The sequence below is a fragment of the Novosphingobium sp. BW1 genome (genome assembly GCF_008107685.1).
Lineage (GTDB): Bacteria > Pseudomonadota > Alphaproteobacteria > Sphingomonadales > Sphingomonadaceae > Novosphingobium.
In genome coordinates this window covers 216,956-239,856 of the sequence record NZ_VIRF01000090.1, presented here as the reverse complement: position 1 = coordinate 239,856, position 22,901 = coordinate 216,956, and the positions used below count along the sequence as shown (strand labels likewise).

Sequence of the window (22,901 nt, the reverse complement as noted above, 5' to 3'; positions counted from 1 at the left end):
TCATGATTCGCCGCGCCGAGGGACAGCTCTCGGCCTACGTGCCCAAGAAAGACCTGGAGGAGCCGATCGTGGAGGTCGAGAAGGAAAGCCTGTGGGGTGGCTGGGTGCGCCTGGCCAACGGATGGGTGCTCGAACTGCCCTGGCTGGCCGACGACACGCGCCTGCCGATCACCGTCGAGGCGAAGAAGCGCGCCACCGTGGAAGAGGACTGAGCGTGATGGCAACCGATCTCCTGGAGAACCCCGAGGTGCTGCTCGACGAAGTGGGCGAGGGGCTGCGGGCCGGGCAACTGGTGCCTTTCGTGGGGCCCGGTATTTCGGCGCTGGGCGACCACGCGGTGCCGCTCTCGACCGGCGCGCTGGCTGACTTCTTTGCGAGCAAGACCACGCTGCCGCGCCGCGCGAAGGGCAATTGCTGGGCCGCGGCCCAGTACATCGAGAGCACCCGCTTTCGCGACACCGTGACGGCCTGGATGAAGGAGGCCTTTTCGCAAGGCGTGCTGCCCTGCGCTTTCCACCGCTGGCTCGCGGGCCTGCCGCTGCCGCTCATCGTCGATGCCTGGTATGCAGGCGAGATGCGCACGGCGCTTCTGGCGTCCGGGCGTGAGGACTGGGCCGAGGTCCAGGGGATTACCCGAGCGCACATCGGCGAGGACCGCTGGTTCCGTTTCTACACGTCTGGCGGCGATCCGGCGAAGGCGCAGGAGGCCGAGGCCGCGACGACGCTGCTTTATACGCCCCATGGCGGCATCGCGCCTGATGCGAACTTCCTCATCACCGATGCGGACTATGTCGAAGTCCTCACCGAGATCGACATCCAGACCCCGATCCCCGAGGAGGTCCGGCATCGCCGCATGGGGCTTGGTTTCGTGTTTCTGGGCTGCCGCTTCGACGATCAGCTTCTGCGCACCTATGCGCGCCAGATCATGAAGCGTTCGTCCGCGCGGCACTATGCCGTGCTCGACGTGGAGACACTCACCCGCAACGAGCGGCGCTTCCTGGAGGAACAGAATATTGTGCCCATCGCGCGCCCTCTGGGCCAAGCGCTGGGTCAGCTGATGGGCTGAAGGGCGGAAGGCTCTCAGTCGCGCGCGGCGCGGCGTTCGGGCGCGGCGGCGGGGGCGGGGGTCTTCATCCGTGTGGCGGCCTCGGCGCGTCGGCGCGAGAGTTCCCGGGCATATTCCTGCAGATCGTCGACCGCGTCGAGTTCGTCCACGATCTCGAAGCCGAAGATCGTCTCCAGCACGTCTTCCAGCGTCACGAGGCCCAGGAAGCTGCCATATTCGTCGACCACCATCAGGATATGGTGGTGTTCGGAGATGAAGCGGTGGAACAGGCGGTCGACGCTCAGCTGGTCGAGCACGCTGGGCAGCGGGCGGATCAGTTCGGCAAAACCCTGCTCGTCGCAGTCCTCGTCCATGAGCAGGTCGAGCACGTCGTGCTTGATGACGAAGCCGCGGATCTCGTCGACACCCTCGCCCGAGACCGGAATGCGAGTGAAGGGGGACTTGCGCACCTTCTCGGTCAACTCGTCCAGTGCGATGTCCTGCGACAGGCTGAACACCACTGTGCGCGGCGTCATCACGTCGGCCGTCTTGATCCGGTCGAGCTGGAGCATGTTGTTGAGAAAGCGCGCTTCGGCCGTGTCGATCTGGCCTGAGGCCTGGCCCAGGCTGGTGACCGCGAGAAGCTCCTCGCGGTGGCGCGGGGTCTCGGCCGTGCGGCCAAAGGCAATGAGCTTGGTGATGAGGCGCGAGGCCCACACCAGCGGCGCGAGCACCGCGATCATCGGCGGCAGGATCCAGGCGCAGAACGGGGCGAGTCCGGTGGCGTAGCGCGCGCCTATGGTCTTGGGGATGATTTCGGTGACGATCAGGATCGCGACCGTCAGCAGCGCGGCGAACACTGCCTCGCTGCCGCTGCCGTAGAGCTTGGCGTACTGCGCGCCGGCACCCGCCGCACCCATCGTATGGGCAATCGTGTTGAGGGTAAGGATCGCGGCCAGCGGACGGTCGACATCGTCCTTCAGTCGCTTGAGCTTGCGCGCCCAGGGCGTGCCGCGCTGCTCGAAGGTGCGCACCTGCGAGGGCGTGAGCGTCAGCATCGAGGATTCGAGCAGCGAACACAGGAACGAGACGCACAGCGCCAGGGCGACATAAAAGACCAGCAAGGCCATGCGGCTATTCGTACTCCGTTGCGCGAGTGTGCGCGAACCCATTCTGGTAACGGGGATTCTCTCCCTTGCCTAGGTGCCTGATCGTGCACGAACTGCACCTCATCGTGTCGCGAGCCGGACAAAGCTGGCGTACCAAGCCTGACATTCGCGACAGGAACTTTCGTGCGCCGCGTGCTGCGCTGCGGCATGAAGTGCCCGAAAATCGGTAGTTTCGGATATCTGGCACGCAGTTTGCTGAGCCGCTCCCATCAGCAGAAAGCCGGTGGTGCCCCTCCGCCGGCTGCGACTTGGGGAGTTTTCCATGACCGACACCCTTTTCAGCCAGGATCCGGACAGAACACGCGAGGCCAGTTCCGCAGACGGCGTCGTCGATATTTCCGACGTCATGCAGAAGGTGGCCGAGCACAAGGGCTGCGGGACCGAAGGCGGTTCGGGAAAGGCGAGCTGCGGATCGGGTGCCGGGCCGGCCGACATGCCGCCCGAGATCTGGGAAAAGGTGAAGAACCACCCGTGCTATTCCGAAGAAGCCCATCACCACTACGCGCGCATGCACGTGGCCGTCGCGCCCGCCTGCAACATCCAGTGCAACTACTGTAACCGCAAGTACGACTGCGCGAACGAGAGCCGCCCGGGTGTCGTCTCCGAACGCCTGACGCCCGAGCAGGCGTCGAAGAAGGTGCTCGCGGTGGCCTCCACCATCCCGCAGATGACCGTGCTGGGCATTGCAGGACCTGGCGACCCGCTCGCCAATCCGCAAAAGACCTTCGAGACTTTCCGCCTCATCAGCGAGGTTGCCCCCGACATCAAGCTGTGTCTTTCGACCAATGGCCTCGCGCTGCCCGACTGGGTCGACGAGATCGCCAGGTACAAGGTCGACCACGTCACCATCACCATCAACATGGTGGACCCCGAAGTGGGCCAGCACATCTACCCTTGGATCTTCTGGGAGAACAAGCGCCTGCAGGGCTATGAAGCCGCCAAGATCCTGACCGAGCGGCAGCTGCTGGGCCTCGAGATGCTCACCGAGCGGGGCATCCTTGCCAAGATCAACTCGGTGATGATCCCGGGGATCAACGATGCGCACCTCGTCGAGGTGAACAAGGCGGTGAAGAGCCGCGGCGCGTTCCTCCACAACATCATGCCGCTCATTTCCGCGCCCGAACACGGCACGGTTTTTGGCCTCAATGGCCAACGCGGCCCTTCCGCGCAGGAACTCAAGGCGCTCCAGGACGCGTGCGAGGGCGACATGAACATGATGCGCCACTGCCGCCAGTGCCGCGCCGACGCGGTCGGCCTCCTGGGCGAGGACCGCTCGGCCGAGTTCACCACCGAGAAGATCATGGCGATGGACATCGAGTACGATGCCGAAGGGCGCAAGGCCTACCAGCAGGCGGTTGAGGGCGAGCGCCAGGCCAAGGTCGCGGCCAAGGCGGGCGAGCTGGAGGGCCTTGAAAAAGCGGGCGACATCTCGGTCCTGGTCGCGGTCGCCACCAAGGGCCACGGGATCATCAACGAGCACTTCGGCCACGCCAAGGAGTTCCAGGTCTACGAGCTCAACGCCAAGGGCGCCAAGTTCGTCGGCCACCGCCGCGTCGACCTCTGTTGCCAGGGCGGTTACGGCGAGGCCGACGCGCTCGACACGGTGATCGCGGCGATCAACGACTGCCACGCGGTCTTTGTCGCCAAGATTGGCGGCTGTCCCCGGGCGGACCTTGAGGCCGCAGGCGTGGAGCCGGTCGACCAGTACGCGCACGAATACATCGAACAGTCCGCGCTCGTCTGGTTCAAAGACTACATGAGCCGGATCGAGCGCGGCGAGATCTTCCACCAGCAGCGCGGCGATGCGGCCATCCGCCAGGGCGCGCTGCTCAGCCAGGCGGGGTGAGCGGCGATGGCCTACAAGATCGTTGCCAGCCAGTGCACCAACTGCACGGCCTGCGAGGCGCTGTGTCCCAACATGGCGATCTCGGAGACGAAGGGCACCTTCCTCATCGATCCGGCGCTGTGCACCGAGTGCATCGGCCACTTCGAGGATCCGCAGTGTGTCGCGATCTGCCCGGTCGATGACACCTGCGTGCTCGACGCCAGCGTGCCGCGGTACCAGCCGGCATGAGCGGAGCGCGTCAAACGCTGCCGTTCGAGGGCTTTGGCGGGGCCTCGGACGCGTTCGAGCGCGCGATCCTCGCCAGCCCTCTCTTGGGCGGAGGGTTGCCCCGCGAGGCGCAGGCGCACCTCGAGCGCGCCGCCGAGCGCTATCACCTGACCGACGTGGCCGAGACGCACCTGTTCGAAGCCGAGAAGATCGCGCCCGACCACGCCGCCGTACTGATCGCGCTCTACCGCTTCTATTTCTACAAGGGACGGCTTGCCGATGCGCTCGACGTGGCGCGCGCCTGCGTTGCCAAGGCCCTGCGTCTCAACGTCCTGGGCGAGGACTGGCGGCGGGTGCAGGCGGGCGATGCCGCGTTCGGAGAGTGGGAGGCGCTTTTGCCGCGCTTCTTCCTCTTCAGCCTCAAGGGCTACGCGTACCTGTCGCTGCGCACCGGCCATCTCGAAGCCGGACGCGAGGCGGCCGAGAAGCTGCTCGAACTCGACCCGCGCGACCGCATCGGCGCGCAGGTCCTCATCGATGTCCTGAACCGCATGGAGGATGAGGAGGAGGCCGATGGCGAACATCGTTCGTGACAGCGAGGTCGTCGAACTCAATGGCCCGCCCGCCTTCCGCTATGGCGAACGCGTGCGCGCACGGCGCCTTGTGCGCAACGACGGCACTTACGCGGGCAAGGAGATCGGCGAATTGCTCGTGAAGAAGGGCGAGGAGGGCGTCGTCGTTTCGATCGGTACCTTCCTCCAGCAGTTCTACATCTACGGCATCGAGTTCTTCGAGAGCGGCCACCGCGTGGGCATGAAGCGGCGCGAACTCGACCCGGTCTGGGCCAGCGAGGAGGACGAGGACGAACTGCCCGTCGCGCGTCCCGCAAGCCGGGCTCCGGCCCATTCGAGTGCCCGGCCATGATGGACCTGCGTGAACCCGTCTACGGCTGGGGCGAGGCCGTGCGCGCGGTGGTCGATCTCGTCAACGACGGCTCGTTCCCCGGCGCCCCGCCCGAAGCCGTGCTCGCCCCGCGCGGGACGCGCGGCGAGATCGTCAACGTGGGCCACCACGAGGAGAGCAACCAGCCGGTCTACCTTGTCGAATTTGCGCGCGGCGAGGGCCAAGGTTCGCCGCTTGTCGTCGGGTGCCTCGAAGTGGAGATCGAACGCGTCGAGACAGGAGGGACGCTGGCATGAGCCTCGCCGCCACTCCCGCCGAAACCACCGCGCCGCGTGCGCTTCTTGCCCGCCAGCCCAACGAATTCGATTTGGCGCGGATCGGGCGCCTGCTCGTCCGGCGGCGGCGCTACCGCTACGTCGAGCCTGTGATCGTGCCCATCGAGGACGGCTACCTCGTGCGGGCGCCCTGCTGCTCGCGCACCGTCGATCCGCAAGGCGGGGAAATCGACATCGCGCGCCTCGTTTGGGTCGAGCGCGCGCGGGAATGGAGGCTCTTCCGGCGCAATCACGGCCCCCCAAGCTGGATCGAGGACGGGCGGTTCGCGCGCCTTGGTGAGCTGATGGCCTGGCTCAACGCCGATCCCGACCGCGTTTTCTGGCAATAGAGAAAGGAAACAAGGCCCATGCCGCTCAGCGAAATCGATCTCGCGCGCATCGACGCGCTGGTACAGGCGCTGGGCGACAGTGCGCTCCCAGAGACCCTGGGTGTCGCACTGCGGCGTCTGGTGCCCGATCTCGCCCTGCGCCAGTGCGATGCGGGTGACGTGCTGGAAGAGCCCTACCGTTCGGTGGGCGCCTGCGATCTGCATCTGCTCGACGTCTCCGCCCACTGCATCCGCGTCACCGGCGATCCGGCGCAGGCGAGCGGGCTTCTGGTCGCGGGGAGGCCGCCGGCATGAGCGGGCAGGTCGTCTCGATTGCCACGGGCGAGGCGCTGCAGATCCCGATGAGCGACCCCGACTTGACGCTGGAAGACGTCGTCGCGGTCGAGCAGGTCCTGCGCGGCGCGCAGCTGGGGCAGGGCGCGCTGGTCGAGGAGCTGGAGCAGGCCTTTGCCGCCCAGTGCGGCCGTGCGCGCGGTGTGGCAACCTCCAGCGGGGCGATGGCGCTCGTCATGGCGCTGACCGCCAAGGGGATCGGGCCGGGCGACGAGGTGATCCTCTCGGCCCATTCCTTCCACGAACTGGGCCACGCGGTGCTGCGCTGCGGGGCGACCCCGGTCTTTGCCGACATCGACTACTGGTCGGGCTGTCTTTCGGCGAAGAAGAGCGCGGACAAGGTGACGAGCCGGACCCGCGCGATCCTGGCGGGCAACACCTGCGGGCACCCCGCCGACTGGCCGGGCCTTCGTGCGCTGGCCGACGCGCACGGCCTCTTCCTGATCGAGGATTCGAGCGAGGCGATCGGCTCGCGCCACAAGGAAGGCGTGGTCGGCAGCTTCGGGGATGTCGCGCTTTTCGATTTTGCCCAGCCCGGCGTCATCGCGTGTGGGGAGGGGGGGATCGCGCTCACCGACGACACGCAGCTGGCCATGGCGCTGCGGCGCCTGCGCAGCCGCAGCCTGTCAGACCGAACCTCGGTCACGGCGGGTGTGGATGCGCCCTTCGGCGCGCCGATGGGCGCTATGGTGGCCGCGCTTGCGCTTGCGCAGTTGCGCCGCCTCGACGTGCTGCTGGAACGCCGCCGCGGCGTCCAGGCCATGTACGACGGCTTTATGCAAAGCTTCGAGGGGATCAAGCCGCCCTACATCTCGCCCGATGTCGAGGAGGTTCACTGGTTCCTCTACACCGTGCACTTGGGAACGCGCTTCACCAAAGGATCGCGCGACGCGATCCTGGAGGATATGCGCACCGAGGGGGTGGAGGCCCACGCCTATTCCAGTCCGCTCCATCTCCAGCGCACCTATCGGGCGCTGGGCTGGACGCGCGGCGACCTCTTCGTGACCGAGAAGGTCGCCGACCGCGCGGTCGTTCTGCCCTTCCACGCCCACCTCACCCCCGAGCAGATCGCTTTCATGGTCGCGCGTCTCAAGGACGCCTCGATCAACGCGGGCGCCGGGGCCGCCATCTATTGACCAAGGGAAGAGACACAGAAAGAACGCCATGACCACGCTCACCATCCTGCCTTTTGCTACCTCCATCGCCGTTGCCGAGGGGGACAGCCTGCTCGCCGCCGTGCTCGCTAGCAGGGCGCCGGTCGCCCACAAGTGCGACGGGGAGGCCTCCTGCGGCCAGTGCCACCTCTTCGTGATCGAGGGGCGCAAGGGCCTCTCGCGCATTGGCCGGGAGGAAAACGCCATTCTCGACACCCTCGTCGGCGTCGGTTCCAAGTCGCGCCTGGCCTGCCAGGCGACGCTGACCGGCACCGAGGACGTGACCGTCGAGGTCCCCAGTTTCGTCTGAGCACGCGGGAGAAATACGCCATGCCCATGGATGCCACCGAGATCGAACGCCGCATCACCGCGGCCTTTCCCGACGCCGACGTGCTGATGGTCGACATGGCCGGTGACGGCGACCACTGGGCCGCGCGCGTCACCTGCGCCGCCTTTGCCGGCAAGAGCCGGATCGTCCAGCACAAGATGGTCTACGCCGCGATCGGCGCGGACATGGGGCATGAACTGCACGCGCTGGCGCTCCAGACGTTCGTTCCTGCCGTCGCCCCCACCACCCCTGCAACCTGAGGAGAATGGCCATGGCCACGTCCGACCGTATCCGCGCGCTTGTCACCGACAACGAGATCGTCGTCTTCATGAAGGGCGTGCCCGCTGCCCCGCAATGCGGCTTTTCCGCAGGTGTGGTGAAGGTGCTGGACGCCATCGGGCGCCCCTATGTCGGGGTCAACGTGCTCGACGATCCGTTTCTGCGCGAGGGCATCAAGGAATATTCCGACTGGCCCACGCTGCCCCAGGTCTACGTGCGCGGCGAGTTCATCGGGGGCTGCGACATCGTGCGCGACATGTACGCTGCAGGCGAACTCCAGGCGCTCCTCGCCGGGCAAAGCGCATGACCATGGCCTCCGCGACGGGAGCCGCCGGAGCCGCTGTCGTTCCCTTCGTGCCGCCGGGCGGGCGCTGCCTGCGCGCGAGTGAGCGCAACATGCTGGAGGGCATCGTGACCGCGATCGTCTACGGCGCAGTGAGCGCGGAAGTGGGGCTGCTCGTCAACGAACGGATCGTGATCGACGCGCTGGTGCCCAACTCTACCGTGGCCGCGCTGGGGCTGAAACCGGGAGGGCGCGCGGTTGCGCTCATCAAGCCCAGCTTCATCACGTTGATCGATGATGTCCCGGGCCTCGCCCTTTCGGCGCGCAATCTCATCGGAGGCACTGTCGTCAACGTGCTGACAGGGCCGGTCGAGGCCGAATGCGTGCTCGACATCGGGGAGGGGCGCGAGCTGACGGTGCTGGTGACCAGCCACAGCGCGCGGGCGCTGGAACTGGAGGCGGGACGTCAGATCCTTGCCAGCTTCAAGGCCTCGCACATCATCGTCTGCGCGCTCGACGGGTGACGGGTCACGGATGGCCAGGGGACCCTGAATAGGTATGCGCCATTGCAATCGGCGGCCGGGCCCCTACATTCCTTCTTGCAAGTTTATCGCAATAAGGATGCCCCCCGCCATGGCCAAGGCCCAGCCGCGCATGATGACCGTCCTCGCCCGCCAGCAGGTCTCGCCCTCGATGATCCGCCTGACGCTGGGCGGCGAAGGGCTGGCCGATTTCCCGCAAGGGCAGGAAGGGGGCTATGTGAAGCTGATGTTTCCCCCCGCGCCAGGCAAGGCCAAGCCGACCTTGCGCACCTACACTATCCGCGCTCAGCGCGCGGGTGAGATCGATGTCGATTTCGCGCTCCATGGCGTGGAGAACGGCGTCTCGGGCCCGGCGACCAACTGGGCGATCAGTACCGAGATCGGCTCGACCATCGAAGTGGGCGGTCCGGGGGCGGCCAAGCCCCTGCCTGAAGGCTTCGACTTCTACCTCATCGCCGGAGACATGACCGCGATTCCCGCCATTTCGGTGAACCTCGAAGCGCTCGACCGCGATGCGAAGGGTTACGCGGTGATCGAGATCCAGCAGGAGGATGACCGCGTGGAGATCGACGCGCCCGAAGGCGTGGAGATCCGCTGGATCGTCAATCCCGCACCCGGCCAGCAGCCGCAGTGGCTGGTTGAGGCGCTGCGCGCCTACGGCTGGCCCGGTGGCCGGGTCTACGCCTGGGCGGCGAGCGAATTTTCGGCCATGCGCCTCATGCGGACCTACCTGCGCGAGGAAAAGGCGTTGACGTCGGCCGAACTCTATATCTCCAGCTATTGGAAGCAGGGCCTCGACGAGGAAAGCCACAAGGTGGTCAAGCGCGAAGACGCCGAGGCGACCGCCGCCTGAAGCAAAAAGGCAGAAGGACATATCCTTGCAAGGGGCCATCGTCCCTTAACCCCAAAATGGGCAACCTCACCTTTCGCAAGCCACGTGGCGCGCGCAAGGTGAGGCCGACAGTTCGGGGAGCCCGAGGGCGATGGCCCTCGGAAAATTTATCCTTTCTATTCTATAACCCTCCCAGCTGCACCAGCGCAGCGCCGCCCGCGCGCCCCAGGATCGTGTCAATCTTCTGGCGCACTGCTTCCATGCGCAGCGGCTTGATAAGCGCGCCGTGCGCGCCCGCTCTGAGCGCCGCGAGGCCCAATTCCTCTTCCTCCGGGCTGGCAACGACGAGCACGCGCGCGGCCGGGTAGCGCGCGGCAATCTCGGCGAGCACCTCCAACCCGTGCGCGCGCAAGATCGAGAGGCCCAGGATCAGCACGTCTGGCACGAGCCAGTCCTGCCCCTTGGCGTAGGCTTCATCGAGGTTCGCCAGTTCGTGGGTTTCGATCTCGTCGTGCAGCATGAACTGCAAGGCGGCGCGGGTGATCTCGTCCTCGTCGACGACGAAGATGCGGCGCTGGTCGACGGCCTTGGCGGTTTCGACACCGATCTGCATGGGGCTTCTCCTGTGCATGGGAACTCATCCCCCCACGCAAGAAGCGTTCCATCCCACAGGACCGCGCAATTGCGCGGCCATGCCGCTGCCGGGGCCGGGCGAACGTGTGTCCTTTGCGACATGCAACGCCCCATTGTTCGCTTTGCCACATGCCCGTGCGGGCCCCGACATTCTCATCAAGTGACCGATTGAACGCGATTTTAGGGAGCTGTGCTGCGTTTGGCACGCCCTGTGCAGAGTGGTCGGCACAGCGGGCAGATCCTGCTGGCCCGCCGCAACGAGAGAGGACGCGTCGGGGAGAGAGCCGGTCCGGGCCGCCCCCCCTGTCCGCACCGGTGCACACGGCTTTAACAGCTTAGGAGCCAAGCAATGTCACTTCGTCAAATCGCCTTCTACGGCAAGGGCGGCATCGGCAAGTCCACCACCTCGCAGAACACCCTTGCCGCGCTCGCCGATCTTGGCCAGCGCATTCTTATCGTCGGTTGCGATCCCAAGGCCGACTCCACCCGCCTGATGCTCCACGCCAAGGCGCAGGACACCATCCTCTCGCTCGCGGCCGAGGCCGGTTCGGTCGAGGACCTCGAACTCGAGGACGTCATGAAGATCGGCTACAAGGACATCCGCTGCGTGGAAAGCGGCGGGCCGGAGCCGGGCGTGGGCTGCGCGGGCCGCGGCGTCATAACCTCGATCAACTTCCTGGAAGAGAACGGCGCTTACGAGGACATCGACTATGTCTCGTACGACGTGCTCGGCGACGTGGTCTGCGGCGGCTTCGCCATGCCGATCCGCGAGAACAAGGCCCAGGAAATCTACATCGTCATGTCGGGCGAGATGATGGCCATGTACGCGGCCAACAACATCTCGAAGGGCATCCTCAAGTACGCCAACTCGGGCGGGGTGCGCCTGGGCGGGCTCATCTGCAACGAGCGCCAGACCGACAAGGAACTGGAGCTGGCTGAGAACCTGGCCGCCAAGCTGGGCACCTCGCTCATCCACTTCGTGCCGCGCGACAACGTCGTGCAGCATGCCGAACTGCGCCGCATGACCGTGATCGAGTACGCCCCCGAATCCAACCAGGCCGCGGAATACCGCGACCTCGCGCAGAAGATTCACAACAACTCGGGCAACGGCATCATCCCCACCCCCATCACCATGGACGAGCTTGAGGACATGCTGATGGAGCACGGGATCATGAAGGCGGTCGACGAATCGCAGGTGGGTCTCACCGCCGCCGATCTCGCCGTCTGACCTGAGCCTTCGCGTCAGTCCCCCGAACGTCCGGTCCTCCTGCGCGCCTCTTGTTGGCATGCGAAGCGCTGGAGGGCCGGACAACCGGTCCCAGTTCGCTCTGAGCCCACCGATCTGAGCAAGGACGGATCAACCAGGAGTGCATCCAAATGAGCGTCTCAACCCCTACCGACATGGCCGAAGTCAAGGAACGCAACCGGGCGTTGATCCAGGAAGTCCTTGAAGTCTATCCGGCCAAGGCCGCCAAGCGCCGTGCCAAGCACCTCAACGTCTCCGAAGAGGGCAAGAGCGACTGCGGCGTGAAGTCCAACATCAAGTCGATCCCCGGTGTCATGACCATTCGCGGCTGCGCCTATGCTGGCTCCAAGGGCGTGGTATGGGGGCCGATCAAGGACATGATCCACATCAGCCACGGGCCGGTCGGCTGCGGCCAGTATTCCTGGGCCGCGCGCCGCAATTACTATATCGGCACGACCGGCATCGATACCTTCGTGACCATGCAGTTCACCTCCGATTTCCAAGAGAAGGACATCGTTTTTGGCGGCGACAAGAAGCTCGCCAAGATCATGGACGAGATCGAGATGCTGTTCCCGCTGAACAAGGGCATCACCGTCCAGTCCGAATGCCCGATCGGCCTTATCGGCGATGACATCGAGGCCGTCTCCAAGTCCAAGAGCAAGGAATACGGTGGCAAGACCATCGTGCCCGTACGCTGCGAGGGCTTTCGCGGGGTCTCGCAGTCGCTCGGCCACCACATCGCCAACGATGCCGTGCGCGACTGGATCTTCGACAAGGTCGGCGACAGGGAGCCCACCTTCGAGCCCAGCCCTTACGATGTTGCCATTATCGGCGACTACAACATCGGCGGCGATGCCTGGTCGAGCCGTATCCTCTTGGAGGAAATGGGCCTTCGCGTAATCGCGCAGTGGTCAGGTGACGGCTCGATCGCCGAGCTTGAAGCGACTCCCAAGGCCAAGCTCAACGTCCTCCACTGCTACCGTTCGATGAACTACATCTCGCGCCACATGGAAGAGAAGTACGGCATTCCCTGGGTGGAATACAACTTCTTCGGGCCCTCCAAAATCGAGGAATCGCTGCGCAAGATCGCCAGCTACTTCGACGAGAGCATCCAGGAAAACGCGGAGAAGGTGATCGCCAAGTACCGCGCGCTGACCGATGCGGTGATCGCGAAGTACAAGCCGCGCCTCGAGGGCAAGACGGTCATGCTCTATGTCGGCGGCCTGCGTCCGCGCCACGTCATCGGCGCCTACGAGGACCTGGGCATGGAAGTGGTCGGCACCGGCTACGAATTTGGCCACAACGATGACTACCAGCGCACCGCCCAGCACTACGTCAAGGACGGCACGCTGATCTACGATGATGTCACCGGCTACGAGTTCGAGAAGTTCGTCGACAAGATCCAGCCCGACCTCGTCGGCTCGGGCATCAAGGAGAAGTACGTCTTCCAGAAAATGGGCGTGCCCTTCCGCCAGATGCACAGCTGGGACTACTCGGGCCCCTACCACGGCTACGACGGCTTCGCGATCTTCGCACGCGACATGGACATGGCGATCAACTCGCCGGTCTGGTCGATGGCGCCCACGCCCTGGAAGGCCGGCGAAAGCGACACCATGGCCATCGCGGCGGAATAAGCGCGGCTGTTTCCAACCCCATCCAGTTCAAGGGAGGCACCCATGCCCCAGGACGCAGACCAGGTAAAAGACCACTTCGAGTTGTTCCGCGGTGACGAGTACAAGGACATGCTCGCCAAGAAGCGGTCCGAGTTCGAGAACCCCCATCCCGACGCCGAGATCGAGCGCGTCAAGGAATGGGCCAAGACCGAGGAATACAAGGACCTCAACTTCTCCCGCGAGGCGCTGACGATCAACCCGGCCAAGGCCTGCCAGCCCCTGGGCGCGGTCTTCGCTGCGGTCGGCTTTGAAAGCACGCTGCCCTTTGTTCACGGCTCGCAAGGGTGCGTTGCCTACTACCGCTCGCACTTCTCGCGCCACTTCAAGGAGCCGACCTCGTGCGTCTCCTCCTCGATGACCGAGGATGCGGCGGTCTTCGGCGGGCTCACCAACATGGTCGACGGCCTCGCCAACGCCTACAACATGTACAAGCCCAAGATGATCGCGGTCTCGACCACCTGCATGGCCGAGGTGATCGGCGATGATCTCAACGCCTTCATCAAGACCGCGAAGGAAAAGGAATCGCTGCCCGAGGAATTTGACGTTCCCTTCGCGCACACCCCGGCCTTCGTGGGCAGCCATATCACCGGCTACGACAACGCCATGAAGGGCATCCTGGAGCACTTCTGGGACGGCAAGGCCAAGACCGCGCCCAAGCTGGAGCGCGTGCCCAACGGTTCGATCAATTTCCTCAACGGGTTCGATGGCTACGCGGTCGGAAACCTGCGCGAGGTGAAGCGCATTTTCGACATGATGCAGATCGAGTACACGATCCTGGGCGACCAGTCGGACGTGTGGGATACGCCCACGGATGGCACCTTCCGCATGTACGACGGCGGCACCACGCTCGAAGATGCGGCCCATGCCATCCACGCCAAGGGGACGATCTCGATGCAGGAATACTGCACCGAAAAGACGTTGCCCTTCATCGCTGCGCACGGGCAGGAAACCGCCGCCTTCAACCACCCCATCGGCATCGAGGCGACCGACAGCTTCGTGATGGAAGTGGCGCGCATGGCGGGCGTGGAGATCCCCGACGAACTGGCGAAGGAACGCGGCCGCCTGGTTGATGCCATCGCCGATTCCAACGCTCACATTCACGGCAAGAAGTTCGCGATCTACGGCGATCCCGACCTTGCCTATGGCCTCGCCAGGTTCGTCATGGAACTGGGCGGCGAGCCGGTGGTCGTGCTCTCCACCAACGGGAGCAAGGCCTGGGCGGCCAAGATGCAGGAACTCTTCGACAGCTCGCCCTTCGGGGCCAACTGCAGGGCCTATCCGGGCAAGGACCTGTGGCACATGCGCTCGCTCCTCTTCACCGAGGCGCCCGATTTCCTGATCGGCAACACCTACGGCAAATACCTGGAGCGCGACACCGGGGTTCCGCTGATCCGCATCGGCTTCCCGATCTTTGATCGCCACCACAAGCACCGCTACCCGGTATGGGGCTACCAGGGCGGTCTCAATGTCCTCGTCACGATCCTCGACAGGATCTTCGAGCACATGGACGCGACCACCAACGTGCCCAGCAAGACGGACTACAGCTACGACATCATCCGCTGAGGTCCCCTGGTCTCCCCGCCGCTGCGCCATGTCGCGGGGAGACCCCTTTTCCCGTCCCTTACCCGCCGGAGTGCCTGCCATGACCAGCCTGAACCAGACGATCCAGGACGTGTTCAATGAGCCGGCCTGCGGGAAGAACCAGGCCAAGTCGGACAAGGAGCGCAAGAAGGGGTGCTCCAAGCCGCTCCAGCCCGGCGGGGCGGCGGGCGGCTGCGCGTTCGACGGGGCCAAGATTGCGCTCCAGCCGATTACCGATGTCGCCCATCTCGTCCATGGCCCCATCGCGTGTGAGGGCAATTCCTGGGACAATCGCGGGGCGGCCTCCTCGGGCTCCACGCTCTACCGCACCGGCTTCACCACCGACATGACCGAGAACGACATCGTCTTTGGCGGCGAGAAGCACCTGTTTAAGGCGATCCGCGAGATCATCGAAAAGTACGCCCCGCCCGCCGTCTTCGTTTACGAGACCTGCGTACCCGCGATGATCGGCGATGACATCGACACGGTTTGCACGAAGGCCGCCGAAAAGTTCGGCACGCCCTGCATCCCCATTCATTCCCCCGGTTTCTTGGGTCCCAAGAACCTGGGTAACAAGCTGGCGGGCGAGGCGATGCTGAAGCACGTCATCGGCACGAAGGAGCCCGAGTACACCACGCCCTACGACATCAACGTGATTGGCGAGTACAACCTCTCGGGAGAGCTGTGGCAGATCAAGCCGCTCCTCGACGAACTGGGCATCCGCATCCTCTCGTGCATCTCGGGCGACGCGCGCTACGAGGAAGTGGCCTGGTCGCACCGCGCGAAAGCGGCGATGATGGTCTGCTCGAAAGCCATGATCAACGTCGCGCGCAAGATGGAGGAGCGCTACGGCATTCCCTTCTTTGAAGGCAGCTTCTACGGCATCGAGGACATGTCCGACACGCTTCGCGAAATTGCGGGGCTGCTGATCCAGCAAGGCGCCCATCCCGAACTGATGGCGCGCACCGAGGCGGTCATCGCGCGCGAGGAAGCACGCGCCTGGGCCGCCATCGAACCCTACCGTCCGCGTCTTGCGGGCAAAAAAGTGCTGCTGGTCACCGGCGGCGTGAAAAGCTGGTCGGTCGTCGCCGCGCTTCGGGAGGCCGGGCTTCGCGTCGTGGGCACTTCGGTCAAGAAGTCCACGCGCGAGGACAAGGACAAGATCAAGAAGCTGATGGGCGATGAGGCCCACATGTTCGACAACCTCGCCCCGCGCGAGATGTACCGCAAGCTGAAAGAGGCCGAGGCCGACATCATGCTCTCGGGCGGGCGCTCGCAGTTCATCGCGCTCAAGGCCTCGATGCCCTGGATGGACATAAATCAGGAGCGCCACGTCGCCTTTGCAGGCTATCACGGCATGGTCGCGATGGTGGCCGAGATCGACCGCACGCTGGCGAACCCCGTCTGGCAGGAGGTGCGCCGCCCCGCGCCCTGGGACAGGGTCGAGGCCCCGCAGCAAGCCGGACGGGAGGCCGCCTAGCCATGGCCCAGCTCGTCAAGTCGAAGAAGGCCTGCACGGTCAGCCCGCTCAAGATGAGCCAGCCCATCGGCGGTGCGCTCGCCTTCATGGGAATGCGCGGCGCGATGCCACTGCTCCATGGCTCGCAAGGCTGCACCAGCTTTGGCCTCGTCCTCTTCGTGCGCCACTTCCGCGAGGCGATCCCCTTGCAGACCACCGCCATGTCCGAGGTAGCGACGGTCTTGGGCGGCTTCGAGAATGTCGAGCAGGCCGTGCTCAACATCGTCGAAAAGACGAAGCCTGAACTCATCGGCATCTGCTCGACCGGCGTCACCGAAGTGAAGGGCGATGACCTCAAGGGCTTCGTGCAACAGATCCGCGCGCGCCATCCCGAACTGGATGGTGTCGAGATCGTCCAGTCCGCCACGCCGGACTTTGCAGGGGCCTTTCAGGATGGCTGGGCCAAGGCGGTCACCGCGATGATCGAGGAGATGGTGGTCTCGCCCGAGCCCGCGATCCGCGATCCGCGCCGCATCAACGTGCTGCCAGGCTGCCATGTCACTCCGGGCGACATCGACGAATTGCGTGCGCTGTTTGAGGATTTTGGCCTTGTCCCGACCTTCCTGCCCGACCTTTCGGGCTCGCTAGACGGGCATATCCCCGAGGACTTCACGCCCACGACATTGGGCGGTACCGGCCCCGAAGAGGTGCGCGCGATGGCGCTTGCGGGCTGGACCCTTGCCATCGGCGAGCAGATGCGCGGCGCTGCCGAAGCATTGGAAGCGCGCGCGGGAGTGCCGTTTCGCCTGTTCGCGCGCCTGACCGGACTTGCGCCGTGCGATGAGCTGATGGCGTTCCTGTCCCAGATTTCAGGCCGGCCGGTGCCGGTGCGCTACCGCCGCCAGCGCGGCCAGCTTGTCGATGCCATGCTCGATGCGCACTTTCACATGGGCGGGCGCAAACTGGCCATCGGGGCCGAGCCGGACCTTCTCTTCGCGCTCGTCTCGGCGCTGGGCGAAGTGGGCGGGGAGGTCGCCTGCGCGGTCACCACCACGACCTCGCCGATCCACGCGCAGACCCCGTGCGAGGAGATCCTGCTGGGGGACCTCGAAGATCTGGAAGCCGGGGCGAAAGGTGCCGACATCCTCATCACCCACAGCCATGGCCGGCAAGCGGCCGCGCGGCTGCACATTCCGCACTTTCGCATCGGCATTCCCATGTTCGACACGCTGGGCGCCGCGCACCTTGTGACCTTGGGCTACCGTGGCACGCGCGACCTGTTCTTCGCGGTTGGCAACATGTTGATGCACCACCACCAGAGCCACGTGCCCGGTCCCGAGGACTGGCGTGATGCCTGGCCCGACCCCCACGCCACTTCCCATCAAGCCGCACAGGAGCTCGTGCCATGAAAGTCGCCTTCGCCACGCAGGACCTTGTGCGCATCGACGCGCACTTCGGCTGGGCTCGCAACATCGCAGTCTACGACCTGACACCCGAAGGCTGGTCGCTCGATCGGGTCGAGGAATTCTCCGGTGAACTCAACGAGGATGGCAACGAGGACAAGCTCGAGCCCAAGCTCAAGGCGCTCGAAGGCGTCGCCATCCTCGTCGTGGCCGCCATCGGTGGATCGGGCGCGGCGCGTGTCGTTGCGCAGAACATCCACCCCATGAAGATGGCTGAGCCCGAGCCCATCGAAGGCATGCTCGCCAAGCTGCAGGAGGTCTTGAAGGGTACGCCCCCACCCTGGCTGCGCAAGGTCATGGCCAGGAGCGGTGAACGCGTGGCCGATCTGGAAGACGATTTCGAGGAAGAGGAGGCCTGAGCGATGCCTGAAGACCTGATCGACGCCCCCGCAATTGACGGTTTTGCCGCCGCCCTGGTGCGCCAGGTGCGCGCGCAGGACACGCATGGGCACTGGGAGAAGAAGGCAGATGGAGAGCTGCTTGCGCCCTACATACTCGACAAGGAGGCGCGCCGCGCCATCCCGATCATCGGCGATCCCGACCCGGATACGCTCTGGCGCCTCGAACTCTACTATGGCGCGCTGTGCCTCGAGATCGAGCGGCGCACACGCCGCATGGTCCAGCCGATGATGAAGATGAGCCACGAGGGCTTTGGCCGCATGGTGCTCATCGCCGGGCGTCTTGTCGTCGTGAACAAGTCGCTGCGCGATGTGCACCGCTTCGGCTTCGACAGCCTGGAAGCGCTCAACGCCGAGGCGGAAAAGCTGATCGTGCAGGCCAGCGACATGATCGGCAAGTTCCCCGAAGTCGCGGACTACTGAAAAGGAGCGCAGGGCCCATGTCCGATCTCGAAGCGATGAAGGCCGAGGTGAAGAAGCTCTCGGCGCGCGCGATGCAGGCCAAGATGGATCTGCACGACCTGTCCGAAGAGCTGCCCGTGGGGCTGGAGAACGTCATGGCGACGGCGACGCGCGTGTGCGAGAGCTACGCCGCGCTCGCCGCCAAGAAGGCCGAGATGAAGGCGCGGGAGAGCGCCGCGTGAGCGCCGCGCTCTCCCGCGGTGGGCGCGCGTGGGTGCCCGAGTATCTGCTCTCCATCGACCCGGACCTGTGCATCGGTTGCGGACGCTGCTTCAAGGTCTGCGGGCGCAATGTGATGACGCTGAAGGGCGTCAACGAGGACGGCGAGGTGGTTGAGCTCGACGAGGACGATGACGACGACGAGATCGAGAAGCGCGTCATGGCGATGAACGATGAAGACGCATGCATCGGCTGCGGCGCCTGCGCGCGGGTATGCCCGACCAATTGCCAGACCCACGCCAAGGCGGCCTGAGAGCACGCTGGCGTCACACCGCCCGGGAGAGGGGGGCGACAACAGGAGCAGGACCAGAGAACCAGACCCGAAGGAGACACAGACGATGGGACGTGGCGAAGAGATCTATGCCGAACTGCTCTGGCAGGGCGCACGTTCGGACGTGCCGCCGGTGGACGTGCACCTGGCCGCCTCGATCCTGGCCTTGTCCTTCTTCGAGGCGGAGCGCGAGGGTGTGGCGCTGGCCGAGGCGACCGGGCTCGACGGTGAGGAACTGGCCGAGCTGTGCCGCATCGCGTTCCCCCACGTGACGCTTCCTGAGGCAGGAACCCCGCTCGTGGCAAAGGAGGAGCAGGCGCTGCGCGACATCCTCTGGATGAACTGCGGCGAGGCCTCGGTCTTCGAGCTGCTCCTCACGCGCCTCGTCGCGCGGCGTTGCCAGCGGCCCAACCACCTCTGGCAGGATCTGGGTTTCGCCAGCCGGGACGAGCTTTCGATGCTGATGCAGCTCCACTTCCCCCGCCTTGCCATGAAGAACGCGAACGACATGAAGTGGAAGAAATTCTTCTACCGCATGATGTGCTCGTCCGAGGGATACCGGCTCTGTTCGGTCCCGGTCTGCACCGAGTGCGACGACTTCGATGCCTGCTTCGGGCCCGAGGACGGCGAGGCGCTGCTGGCGCGCATCGCCAACGGCAAGACGGCGCCCGCGCACGTGGGGCACGCATGAGCGGCTGCGACATCGGACCTGCCGTGGCCGAGGGAGAGAGCGCCGAGATCGCGATCGATGCGATGGTCCGCCGCTTCTACGCGCTGTGCAACGAGGACGACCGGCTGGGCCCGATGTTCACAGCGATGATCCCGGACTTTTGCGAGCACTATTGCTTCGTGCGCGATTTCTGGTCGCACGCGCTGCTTGGCACCGACCGTTACCAGCGCGGTACGCCCTACAGCCATCACCTCAAGCTGACCGTGGAGGAGGAGGACTTCACACGGTGGATGGCCGCCTTCGGGCAGGCGGTGGAGGAGTGCCTTCCCGAGGAACTGGCGAGCGCGGCCATGCAGCGCGCCGCGCATATGACGCAGAGCTTCAAGATGGGCATGCTGCCGCTTCCCAAACCCGTCGCCAAAGCGGCAGGTGCCGCATGAGCGGGGAGCGGATGTGATGGCCCTCCCGCCTTTCGCGATCTGCGCCATCTCGGACATTCCCAACCGCCGCGCGGTGCCTTTCGTTCTGGCCCGGCGCGAGGAGGACGGGCGGGTCGGGCCCTGGCCGATCTTCGTCCTGCGCTGGGGGCGCAACGTGCGCGCCTTTGAAAACCGCTGCCCGCACCAGAACACCAACCTCGATTGGGAAGAGGGCGAGTTCCTCGATGGTGAGGGCACGCGCATCCAGTGCGGCAAGCACGGCGCGCTGTTCGATCTGGGCTCGGGCGAATGCGTGTCCGGGCCCTGCCTTGGCGAGCGGCTCGCCGCGATCGACGTCGAGATCGATGAGGACGAGGACATCTGTTTGCGTGCACCGGGCCTTGTCGAGGACGACGATTTCGACAGCGGCGGGGGACTGGAATAGCGCAGGCGCCCACCCCTCAGAGCGTCATCGGCCGGGGCAGCATCCAGGGCGCGGTCGCAAAGGTGCCGGTCAGCCACTGCGGCAGGTCGAGCACGGTCGCGGCCTGTGCGTTCGTGTTGGTGGGGCGCTTTTGCGTGCCCAGCAGCGGCAGCACGGTCTTGAGGACATTGGTGACATCGATCCCCATGCCCATCGGGAAGTTCGGGTTGGTCGAATGCCACGCGCCGGGAACGAGGTAATCGGCCTCGATGTCCGGGCGCGAATTCAGCGCGCCGAAGCTGTCGAACTGGCCCATCACGTCAAAGACCTTGCCGATGAACTCGCGCGGCATACCCACCTTGGCGCTGATCGTGACGATCTGCGTGCGCGTGGCGACAGGCCCCAGTTTCGCCTGCTTGCGCAGCGCGTAGAGCGCTTCGGAGAGGACGAGATTGCCTTTGGAGTGCCCGACCAGCAGCGGGATTGCGCAATGCGGGCTTTCCAGAAGCGCGATCAGCGTTGCGGTGTCCTTGGACAGCCTGAGGAAACTGTCCGCCTCGATCGAGGTGAGTGAAGGGGAGCGGTCCGAGAGCGTGCGGGCCGCGCGGTCGAGCCCCTCGAAGGCGTGGCGCAGCGAATTGAGCGCGCCGAACCAGAAGAAGCCGCCCACCGCCTCGGTCAAAGCATCGGAGAGACCGTAGCCCGACACGACCGCCGCTACCGAACCGCCCAGAGCCTCGGCAATGTCGCGCGCGAAGGCGGCCGAGCCGATGGCCGAGCTGCCCACACCCGCGACGGTGAGTGCCCTGGCTTCCCCGCCACCGGCATCGAGGAAATCCTGAAGCTCGCTGAAGACCTGTACCTCGCCCTTGCCCGCAGGCGGTACGAGCAGCAGCGCGCCCTCGGGCGCATGCCAGGCCGCGAGCCTGGCGACGTCCTCGCTCTCCAGTCCCTCGATATCATAGAACAGCGCATCGAGCGCGGCGTTGCGCCATTCCAGGCCCAGGAGCGAGGCGGTCATCGGCGCGCGCAGCGCCTTGGCGGGCGCGCTTTGCAGTTCGGCCTGCTCGGCCGTGACGAGCTGGGATACCGTGGATGCCATCGCCTCTCTCCCTTGCGATTCGCCTGCGCAGGCTACCACGATTGGGGCCGGATGCGATAAGGGGGACACCGCATCCGGTCCGAGGGGCCCGCCCGATCCGGTGCGCGCGTCAGACGGGGCGGTTCTCGTTGCGGTTGCGCACCGGCTCCATCGCGGCGACCCCGTCCACATAGGAGATCTCGGGGTAGTCCATCTTCGTGGCCGCCAGCTGGGCGAGCACGTATTCGAGCTTTTCCGGCCCGCTCAGCTTCTTGACGTTGGTCTTCTCGACACCGGCCAGTTCCAGCACTTCCTTCCACACCGTCGATTCGTCGAGGGGGAGGACCTTGGCCGTGGCGCCGCCCGGCAGGGCCACGCTGTAGGTCTTCAGGAAGTCGATGTTGTTGACGAAGAAGACGTACGTGCCCTCGGGCACGAGATAGTCGGCCAGCACTTCGCCTGCATCCTTGAGCCACGCGAAGTTGTGGAGATAGCCTGCGAGCACCGGGATCTTTGCGCTCGCCGCATCGCCAACCGCCAGCACCTGTTCGAGCGAATAGGCGGGAGGGCGCGCCTCGTCGGCGACCTGGTCCTGGAAGGCGAGGGCAATGTCCCCGCGAAACCCGAAGGTGCCGGGCGCGGGCAGCGGCTCCTTGAGGACGGCGTTGTGGAGACGGTGCTGCGCGGCAAGCGCGCCGAAAGGGGTATCGCTGATCACAGGGGCCGTAAGCGTCGACATGACTTCACTCCTTGAAAGGGGGCGCTCGCGTCATGCACGAAGCGGGCCGTTTGCCGTTTCGTGTGCGCGAAGGCGCGCGCCCGGCCCCCTTTGTGTGCAATGCAACACCGGCGCTGTCCGAAATGTGACGAAACCGACAGGAACGGGCTCCTGAAGACGCGCGCGTGCGCGCTCCTGCCTGCAATTTCGGGCTTTTGAGCAACTGGCACGCGCCTTGCTGATGGTCCTTCGCAACATCTGCGAGGAGAAGCCTTGTGATCGTTCTCACCGACAGTGCCCAGGAGGCCGTCCGCAGCGCCATGGCCAAGGCCGACACCGCACCGGCCGGGCTTCGCATCCAGGTCGAGGCCGGGGGATGCGCGGGATACAAGTACATGATGGGGCTCGTCGCCGAGCCCAAGGCCGACGATGCCGTGGTCGAGAAGGAGGACCTCAAGGTCTTCATCGATCCTGTCAGCCAGCCGCTGCTTGCAGGCACCACCATCGACTTCGTCGTGGCGCTCGAGGGATCGGGCTTCACCTTCGAAAATCCGAACGCATCGAACAATTGCTCGTGCGGCAAGTCATTCGGCTGAGGG

Annotated in this window: 32 protein-coding genes; 28 read left to right on the top strand and 4 right to left on the bottom strand. The window is 65.4% G+C overall.

The annotated features are described in order from the left end of the window. Positions 1-2: 2 nt before the first annotated feature. Together nifT and FMM79_RS18840 are read left to right on the top strand one after the other, a co-directional pair. Positions 3-212, top strand: a complete 210-nt coding sequence (nifT, locus tag FMM79_RS18845; protein ID WP_240339311.1) for a putative nitrogen fixation protein NifT — start codon at positions 3-5, stop codon at positions 210-212. A 5-nt stretch (positions 213-217) separates the two neighbouring features. Continuing rightward, positions 218-1,066, top strand: a complete 849-nt coding sequence (locus FMM79_RS18840) for an SIR2 family protein (RefSeq protein WP_148628973.1) — start codon at positions 218-220, stop codon at positions 1,064-1,066. A 14-nt stretch (positions 1,067-1,080) separates the two neighbouring features. Here the strand turns inward: FMM79_RS18840 and FMM79_RS18835 are convergent, their stop codons facing one another. Next, positions 1,081-2,175, bottom strand: coding sequence for a CNNM domain-containing protein (locus FMM79_RS18835; RefSeq protein ID WP_148628972.1), 1,095 nt, complete (start codon positions 2,173-2,175; stop codon positions 1,081-1,083). 301 nt (positions 2,176-2,476) lie between these two features. On the opposite strand from FMM79_RS18835, the gene nifB reads away from it, so the two are divergent. From nifB to FMM79_RS18770, 13 genes are all read left to right on the top strand, one after another. Continuing rightward, positions 2,477-4,060, top strand: coding sequence for a nitrogenase cofactor biosynthesis protein NifB (nifB, locus tag FMM79_RS18830; protein ID WP_148628971.1), 1,584 nt, complete (start codon positions 2,477-2,479; stop codon positions 4,058-4,060). Between the two features lie 6 nt (positions 4,061-4,066). Continuing rightward, positions 4,067-4,288, top strand: a complete 222-nt coding sequence (locus FMM79_RS18825) for a 4Fe-4S binding protein (RefSeq protein ID WP_148628970.1) — start codon at positions 4,067-4,069, stop codon at positions 4,286-4,288. Then, positions 4,285-4,860 (top strand): hypothetical protein, encoded by a 576-nt coding sequence (locus tag FMM79_RS18820; protein WP_162853561.1) that lies wholly within the window; start codon positions 4,285-4,287, stop codon positions 4,858-4,860. The genes FMM79_RS18825 and FMM79_RS18820 overlap by 4 nt, the downstream gene beginning before the upstream one ends. Next, on the top strand, positions 4,841-5,191 hold the full coding sequence (locus tag FMM79_RS18815) for a nitrogen fixation protein NifZ (RefSeq protein ID WP_148628969.1): 351 nt from the start codon (positions 4,841-4,843) through the stop codon (positions 5,189-5,191). The genes FMM79_RS18820 and FMM79_RS18815 overlap by 20 nt, the downstream gene beginning before the upstream one ends. Continuing rightward, positions 5,188-5,466 carry a nitrogen fixation protein NifZ gene (locus FMM79_RS18810; protein WP_148628968.1) on the top strand — a complete coding sequence of 93 codons (279 nt, stop codon included), beginning with the start codon at positions 5,188-5,190 and terminating at the stop codon, positions 5,464-5,466. The genes FMM79_RS18815 and FMM79_RS18810 overlap by 4 nt, the downstream gene beginning before the upstream one ends. Next, complete coding sequence (locus tag FMM79_RS18805) at positions 5,463-5,834, top strand: hypothetical protein (protein ID WP_148628967.1); 372 nt, start codon at positions 5,463-5,465, stop codon at positions 5,832-5,834. The genes FMM79_RS18810 and FMM79_RS18805 overlap by 4 nt, the downstream gene beginning before the upstream one ends. An 18-nt stretch (positions 5,835-5,852) precedes the next feature. After that, on the top strand, positions 5,853-6,128 hold the full coding sequence (locus FMM79_RS18800) for a hypothetical protein (protein WP_148628966.1): 276 nt from the start codon (positions 5,853-5,855) through the stop codon (positions 6,126-6,128). Then, positions 6,125-7,303, top strand: coding sequence for a DegT/DnrJ/EryC1/StrS aminotransferase family protein (locus FMM79_RS18795; RefSeq protein WP_205466733.1), 1,179 nt, complete (start codon positions 6,125-6,127; stop codon positions 7,301-7,303). Before FMM79_RS18800 ends, FMM79_RS18795 begins: the two co-directional genes overlap by 4 nt. A gap of 28 nt (positions 7,304-7,331) precedes the next feature. Next, positions 7,332-7,631 (top strand): 2Fe-2S iron-sulfur cluster-binding protein, encoded by a 300-nt coding sequence (locus FMM79_RS18790; RefSeq protein WP_148628965.1) that lies wholly within the window; start codon positions 7,332-7,334, stop codon positions 7,629-7,631. A 20-nt stretch (positions 7,632-7,651) separates the two neighbouring features. Continuing rightward, complete coding sequence (locus FMM79_RS18785; protein WP_148628964.1) at positions 7,652-7,909, top strand: BolA/IbaG family iron-sulfur metabolism protein; 258 nt, start codon at positions 7,652-7,654, stop codon at positions 7,907-7,909. A gap of 5 nt (positions 7,910-7,914) precedes the next feature. Continuing rightward, positions 7,915-8,235 carry a Grx4 family monothiol glutaredoxin gene (gene grxD, locus FMM79_RS18780; protein ID WP_371710957.1) on the top strand — a complete coding sequence of 107 codons (321 nt, stop codon included), beginning with the start codon at positions 7,915-7,917 and terminating at the stop codon, positions 8,233-8,235. Continuing rightward, on the top strand, positions 8,232-8,735 hold the full coding sequence (locus tag FMM79_RS18775) for a molybdopterin-binding protein (RefSeq protein ID WP_240339307.1): 504 nt from the start codon (positions 8,232-8,234) through the stop codon (positions 8,733-8,735). Before grxD ends, FMM79_RS18775 begins: the two co-directional genes overlap by 4 nt. 109 nt (positions 8,736-8,844) lie before the next feature. Continuing rightward, positions 8,845-9,606: a siderophore-interacting protein gene (locus FMM79_RS18770; RefSeq protein ID WP_162853560.1), complete on the top strand. Its 762-nt coding sequence runs from the start codon at positions 8,845-8,847 to the stop codon at positions 9,604-9,606. 160 nt (positions 9,607-9,766) lie between these two features. Here FMM79_RS18770 and FMM79_RS18765 read toward each other — a convergent pair whose 3' ends face one another. Then, on the bottom strand, positions 9,767-10,198 hold the full coding sequence (locus tag FMM79_RS18765) for a response regulator (protein ID WP_148628962.1): 432 nt from the start codon (positions 10,196-10,198) through the stop codon (positions 9,767-9,769). 369 nt (positions 10,199-10,567) lie between these two features. Here FMM79_RS18765 and nifH point away from each other — a divergent pair, with 369 nt between their 5' ends. From nifH to FMM79_RS18705, 12 genes are all read left to right on the top strand, one after another. Then, a complete protein-coding gene (nifH, locus tag FMM79_RS18760; protein ID WP_148628961.1) occupies positions 10,568-11,446 on the top strand; it encodes a nitrogenase iron protein in 879 nt (292 codons plus the stop codon). 149 nt (positions 11,447-11,595) lie between these two features. Continuing rightward, entirely contained in the window at positions 11,596-13,098 is a 1,503-nt protein-coding gene (gene nifD, locus FMM79_RS18755; protein WP_148628960.1) for a nitrogenase molybdenum-iron protein alpha chain, read from the top strand. 42 nt (positions 13,099-13,140) lie between these two features. Next, positions 13,141-14,700, top strand: coding sequence for a nitrogenase molybdenum-iron protein subunit beta (gene nifK, locus FMM79_RS18750; RefSeq protein WP_148628959.1), 1,560 nt, complete (start codon positions 13,141-13,143; stop codon positions 14,698-14,700). Positions 14,701-14,779: 79 nt separating this feature from the next. Further along, complete coding sequence (nifE, locus tag FMM79_RS18745; RefSeq protein ID WP_148628958.1) at positions 14,780-16,198, top strand: nitrogenase iron-molybdenum cofactor biosynthesis protein NifE; 1,419 nt, start codon at positions 14,780-14,782, stop codon at positions 16,196-16,198. Positions 16,199-16,200: 2 nt separating this feature from the next. Further along, complete coding sequence (gene nifN, locus FMM79_RS18740) at positions 16,201-17,586, top strand: nitrogenase iron-molybdenum cofactor biosynthesis protein NifN (RefSeq protein ID WP_148628957.1); 1,386 nt, start codon at positions 16,201-16,203, stop codon at positions 17,584-17,586. Further along, positions 17,583-17,999 carry a nitrogen fixation protein NifX gene (nifX, locus tag FMM79_RS18735; RefSeq protein WP_148628956.1) on the top strand — a complete coding sequence of 139 codons (417 nt, stop codon included), beginning with the start codon at positions 17,583-17,585 and terminating at the stop codon, positions 17,997-17,999. The genes nifN and nifX overlap by 4 nt, the downstream gene beginning before the upstream one ends. 3 nt (positions 18,000-18,002) lie before the next feature. After that, the gene (locus tag FMM79_RS18730; RefSeq protein ID WP_148628955.1) at positions 18,003-18,461 is read left to right on the top strand and encodes a NifX-associated nitrogen fixation protein; all 459 of its coding nucleotides are present in this window, start codon (positions 18,003-18,005) and stop codon (positions 18,459-18,461) included. A 17-nt stretch (positions 18,462-18,478) separates the two neighbouring features. Next, a complete protein-coding gene (locus FMM79_RS18725) occupies positions 18,479-18,682 on the top strand; it encodes a CCE_0567 family metalloprotein (protein WP_148628954.1) in 204 nt (67 codons plus the stop codon). Then, entirely contained in the window at positions 18,679-18,972 is a 294-nt protein-coding gene (fdxB, locus tag FMM79_RS18720; protein WP_148628953.1) for a ferredoxin III, nif-specific, read from the top strand. The genes FMM79_RS18725 and fdxB overlap by 4 nt, the downstream gene beginning before the upstream one ends. Before the next feature lie 85 nt (positions 18,973-19,057). Further along, positions 19,058-19,681, top strand: a complete 624-nt coding sequence (locus tag FMM79_RS18715) for a nitrogen fixation protein NifQ (RefSeq protein ID WP_148628952.1) — start codon at positions 19,058-19,060, stop codon at positions 19,679-19,681. Beyond that, on the top strand, positions 19,678-20,100 hold the full coding sequence (locus FMM79_RS18710) for a group III truncated hemoglobin (protein WP_148628951.1): 423 nt from the start codon (positions 19,678-19,680) through the stop codon (positions 20,098-20,100). Before FMM79_RS18715 ends, FMM79_RS18710 begins: the two co-directional genes overlap by 4 nt. 16 nt (positions 20,101-20,116) lie before the next feature. Beyond that, positions 20,117-20,524 (top strand): Rieske 2Fe-2S domain-containing protein, encoded by a 408-nt coding sequence (locus tag FMM79_RS18705; RefSeq protein ID WP_148628950.1) that lies wholly within the window; start codon positions 20,117-20,119, stop codon positions 20,522-20,524. Between the two features lie 16 nt (positions 20,525-20,540). On the opposite strand, the gene FMM79_RS18700 is transcribed toward FMM79_RS18705, so the two are convergent. Together FMM79_RS18700 and FMM79_RS18695 are read right to left on the bottom strand one after the other, a co-directional pair. After that, complete coding sequence (locus tag FMM79_RS18700; protein WP_148628949.1) at positions 20,541-21,605, bottom strand: hypothetical protein; 1,065 nt, start codon at positions 21,603-21,605, stop codon at positions 20,541-20,543. A 109-nt stretch (positions 21,606-21,714) separates the two neighbouring features. After that, entirely contained in the window at positions 21,715-22,323 is a 609-nt protein-coding gene (locus tag FMM79_RS18695; RefSeq protein WP_148628948.1) for a hypothetical protein, read from the bottom strand. Positions 22,324-22,577: 254 nt separating this feature from the next. On the opposite strand from FMM79_RS18695, the gene FMM79_RS18690 reads away from it, so the two are divergent. Continuing rightward, positions 22,578-22,898 carry an iron-sulfur cluster assembly accessory protein gene (locus FMM79_RS18690; RefSeq protein WP_148628947.1) on the top strand — a complete coding sequence of 107 codons (321 nt, stop codon included), beginning with the start codon at positions 22,578-22,580 and terminating at the stop codon, positions 22,896-22,898. Positions 22,899-22,901: the final 3 nt, after the last annotated feature.

What these genes read in the sequence shown, in the direction of transcription:
- FMM79_RS18825 (WP_148628970.1), top strand. Translation starts at nt 4,067, where the DNA reads ATGGCCTACAAGATCGTTGCCAGCCAGTGCACCAACTGCACGGCCTGC.
- FMM79_RS18800 (WP_148628966.1), top strand. Translation starts at nt 5,853, where the DNA reads ATGCCGCTCAGCGAAATCGATCTCGCGCGCATCGACGCGCTGGTACAG.
- FMM79_RS18770 (WP_162853560.1), top strand. Translation starts at nt 8,845, where the DNA reads ATGGCCAAGGCCCAGCCGCGCATGATGACCGTCCTCGCCCGCCAGCAG.
- FMM79_RS18795 (WP_205466733.1), top strand. Translation starts at nt 6,125, where the DNA reads ATGAGCGGGCAGGTCGTCTCGATTGCCACGGGCGAGGCGCTGCAGATC.
- FMM79_RS18715 (WP_148628952.1), top strand. Translation starts at nt 19,058, where the DNA reads ATGGGACGTGGCGAAGAGATCTATGCCGAACTGCTCTGGCAGGGCGCA.
- FMM79_RS18805 (WP_148628967.1), top strand. Translation starts at nt 5,463, where the DNA reads ATGAGCCTCGCCGCCACTCCCGCCGAAACCACCGCGCCGCGTGCGCTT.
- FMM79_RS18840 (WP_148628973.1), top strand. Translation starts at nt 218, where the DNA reads ATGGCAACCGATCTCCTGGAGAACCCCGAGGTGCTGCTCGACGAAGTG.
- grxD (WP_371710957.1), top strand. Translation starts at nt 7,915, where the DNA reads ATGGCCATGGCCACGTCCGACCGTATCCGCGCGCTTGTCACCGACAAC.
- nifN (WP_148628957.1), top strand. Translation starts at nt 16,201, where the DNA reads ATGGCCCAGCTCGTCAAGTCGAAGAAGGCCTGCACGGTCAGCCCGCTC.
- FMM79_RS18765 (WP_148628962.1), bottom strand. Translation starts at nt 10,198, where the DNA reads ATGCAGATCGGTGTCGAAACCGCCAAGGCCGTCGACCAGCGCCGCATC.
- FMM79_RS18775 (WP_240339307.1), top strand. Translation starts at nt 8,232, where the DNA reads ATGACCATGGCCTCCGCGACGGGAGCCGCCGGAGCCGCTGTCGTTCCC.
- nifD (WP_148628960.1), top strand. Translation starts at nt 11,596, where the DNA reads ATGAGCGTCTCAACCCCTACCGACATGGCCGAAGTCAAGGAACGCAAC.
- FMM79_RS18705 (WP_148628950.1), top strand. Translation starts at nt 20,117, where the DNA reads ATGGCCCTCCCGCCTTTCGCGATCTGCGCCATCTCGGACATTCCCAAC.
- FMM79_RS18730 (WP_148628955.1), top strand. Translation starts at nt 18,003, where the DNA reads ATGCCTGAAGACCTGATCGACGCCCCCGCAATTGACGGTTTTGCCGCC.
- nifT (WP_240339311.1), top strand. Translation starts at nt 3, where the DNA reads ATGATTCGCCGCGCCGAGGGACAGCTCTCGGCCTACGTGCCCAAGAAA.
- FMM79_RS18815 (WP_148628969.1), top strand. Translation starts at nt 4,841, where the DNA reads ATGGCGAACATCGTTCGTGACAGCGAGGTCGTCGAACTCAATGGCCCG.
- FMM79_RS18790 (WP_148628965.1), top strand. Translation starts at nt 7,332, where the DNA reads ATGACCACGCTCACCATCCTGCCTTTTGCTACCTCCATCGCCGTTGCC.
- FMM79_RS18695 (WP_148628948.1), bottom strand. Translation starts at nt 22,323, where the DNA reads ATGTCGACGCTTACGGCCCCTGTGATCAGCGATACCCCTTTCGGCGCG.
- FMM79_RS18700 (WP_148628949.1), bottom strand. Translation starts at nt 21,605, where the DNA reads ATGGCATCCACGGTATCCCAGCTCGTCACGGCCGAGCAGGCCGAACTG.
- FMM79_RS18785 (WP_148628964.1), top strand. Translation starts at nt 7,652, where the DNA reads ATGCCCATGGATGCCACCGAGATCGAACGCCGCATCACCGCGGCCTTT.
- nifE (WP_148628958.1), top strand. Translation starts at nt 14,780, where the DNA reads ATGACCAGCCTGAACCAGACGATCCAGGACGTGTTCAATGAGCCGGCC.
- FMM79_RS18820 (WP_162853561.1), top strand. Translation starts at nt 4,285, where the DNA reads ATGAGCGGAGCGCGTCAAACGCTGCCGTTCGAGGGCTTTGGCGGGGCC.
- FMM79_RS18810 (WP_148628968.1), top strand. Translation starts at nt 5,188, where the DNA reads ATGATGGACCTGCGTGAACCCGTCTACGGCTGGGGCGAGGCCGTGCGC.
- nifH (WP_148628961.1), top strand. Translation starts at nt 10,568, where the DNA reads ATGTCACTTCGTCAAATCGCCTTCTACGGCAAGGGCGGCATCGGCAAG.
- FMM79_RS18725 (WP_148628954.1), top strand. Translation starts at nt 18,479, where the DNA reads ATGTCCGATCTCGAAGCGATGAAGGCCGAGGTGAAGAAGCTCTCGGCG.
- FMM79_RS18710 (WP_148628951.1), top strand. Translation starts at nt 19,678, where the DNA reads ATGAGCGGCTGCGACATCGGACCTGCCGTGGCCGAGGGAGAGAGCGCC.
- nifB (WP_148628971.1), top strand. Translation starts at nt 2,477, where the DNA reads ATGACCGACACCCTTTTCAGCCAGGATCCGGACAGAACACGCGAGGCC.
- FMM79_RS18835 (WP_148628972.1), bottom strand. Translation starts at nt 2,175, where the DNA reads ATGGCCTTGCTGGTCTTTTATGTCGCCCTGGCGCTGTGCGTCTCGTTC.
- nifX (WP_148628956.1), top strand. Translation starts at nt 17,583, where the DNA reads ATGAAAGTCGCCTTCGCCACGCAGGACCTTGTGCGCATCGACGCGCAC.
- nifK (WP_148628959.1), top strand. Translation starts at nt 13,141, where the DNA reads ATGCCCCAGGACGCAGACCAGGTAAAAGACCACTTCGAGTTGTTCCGC.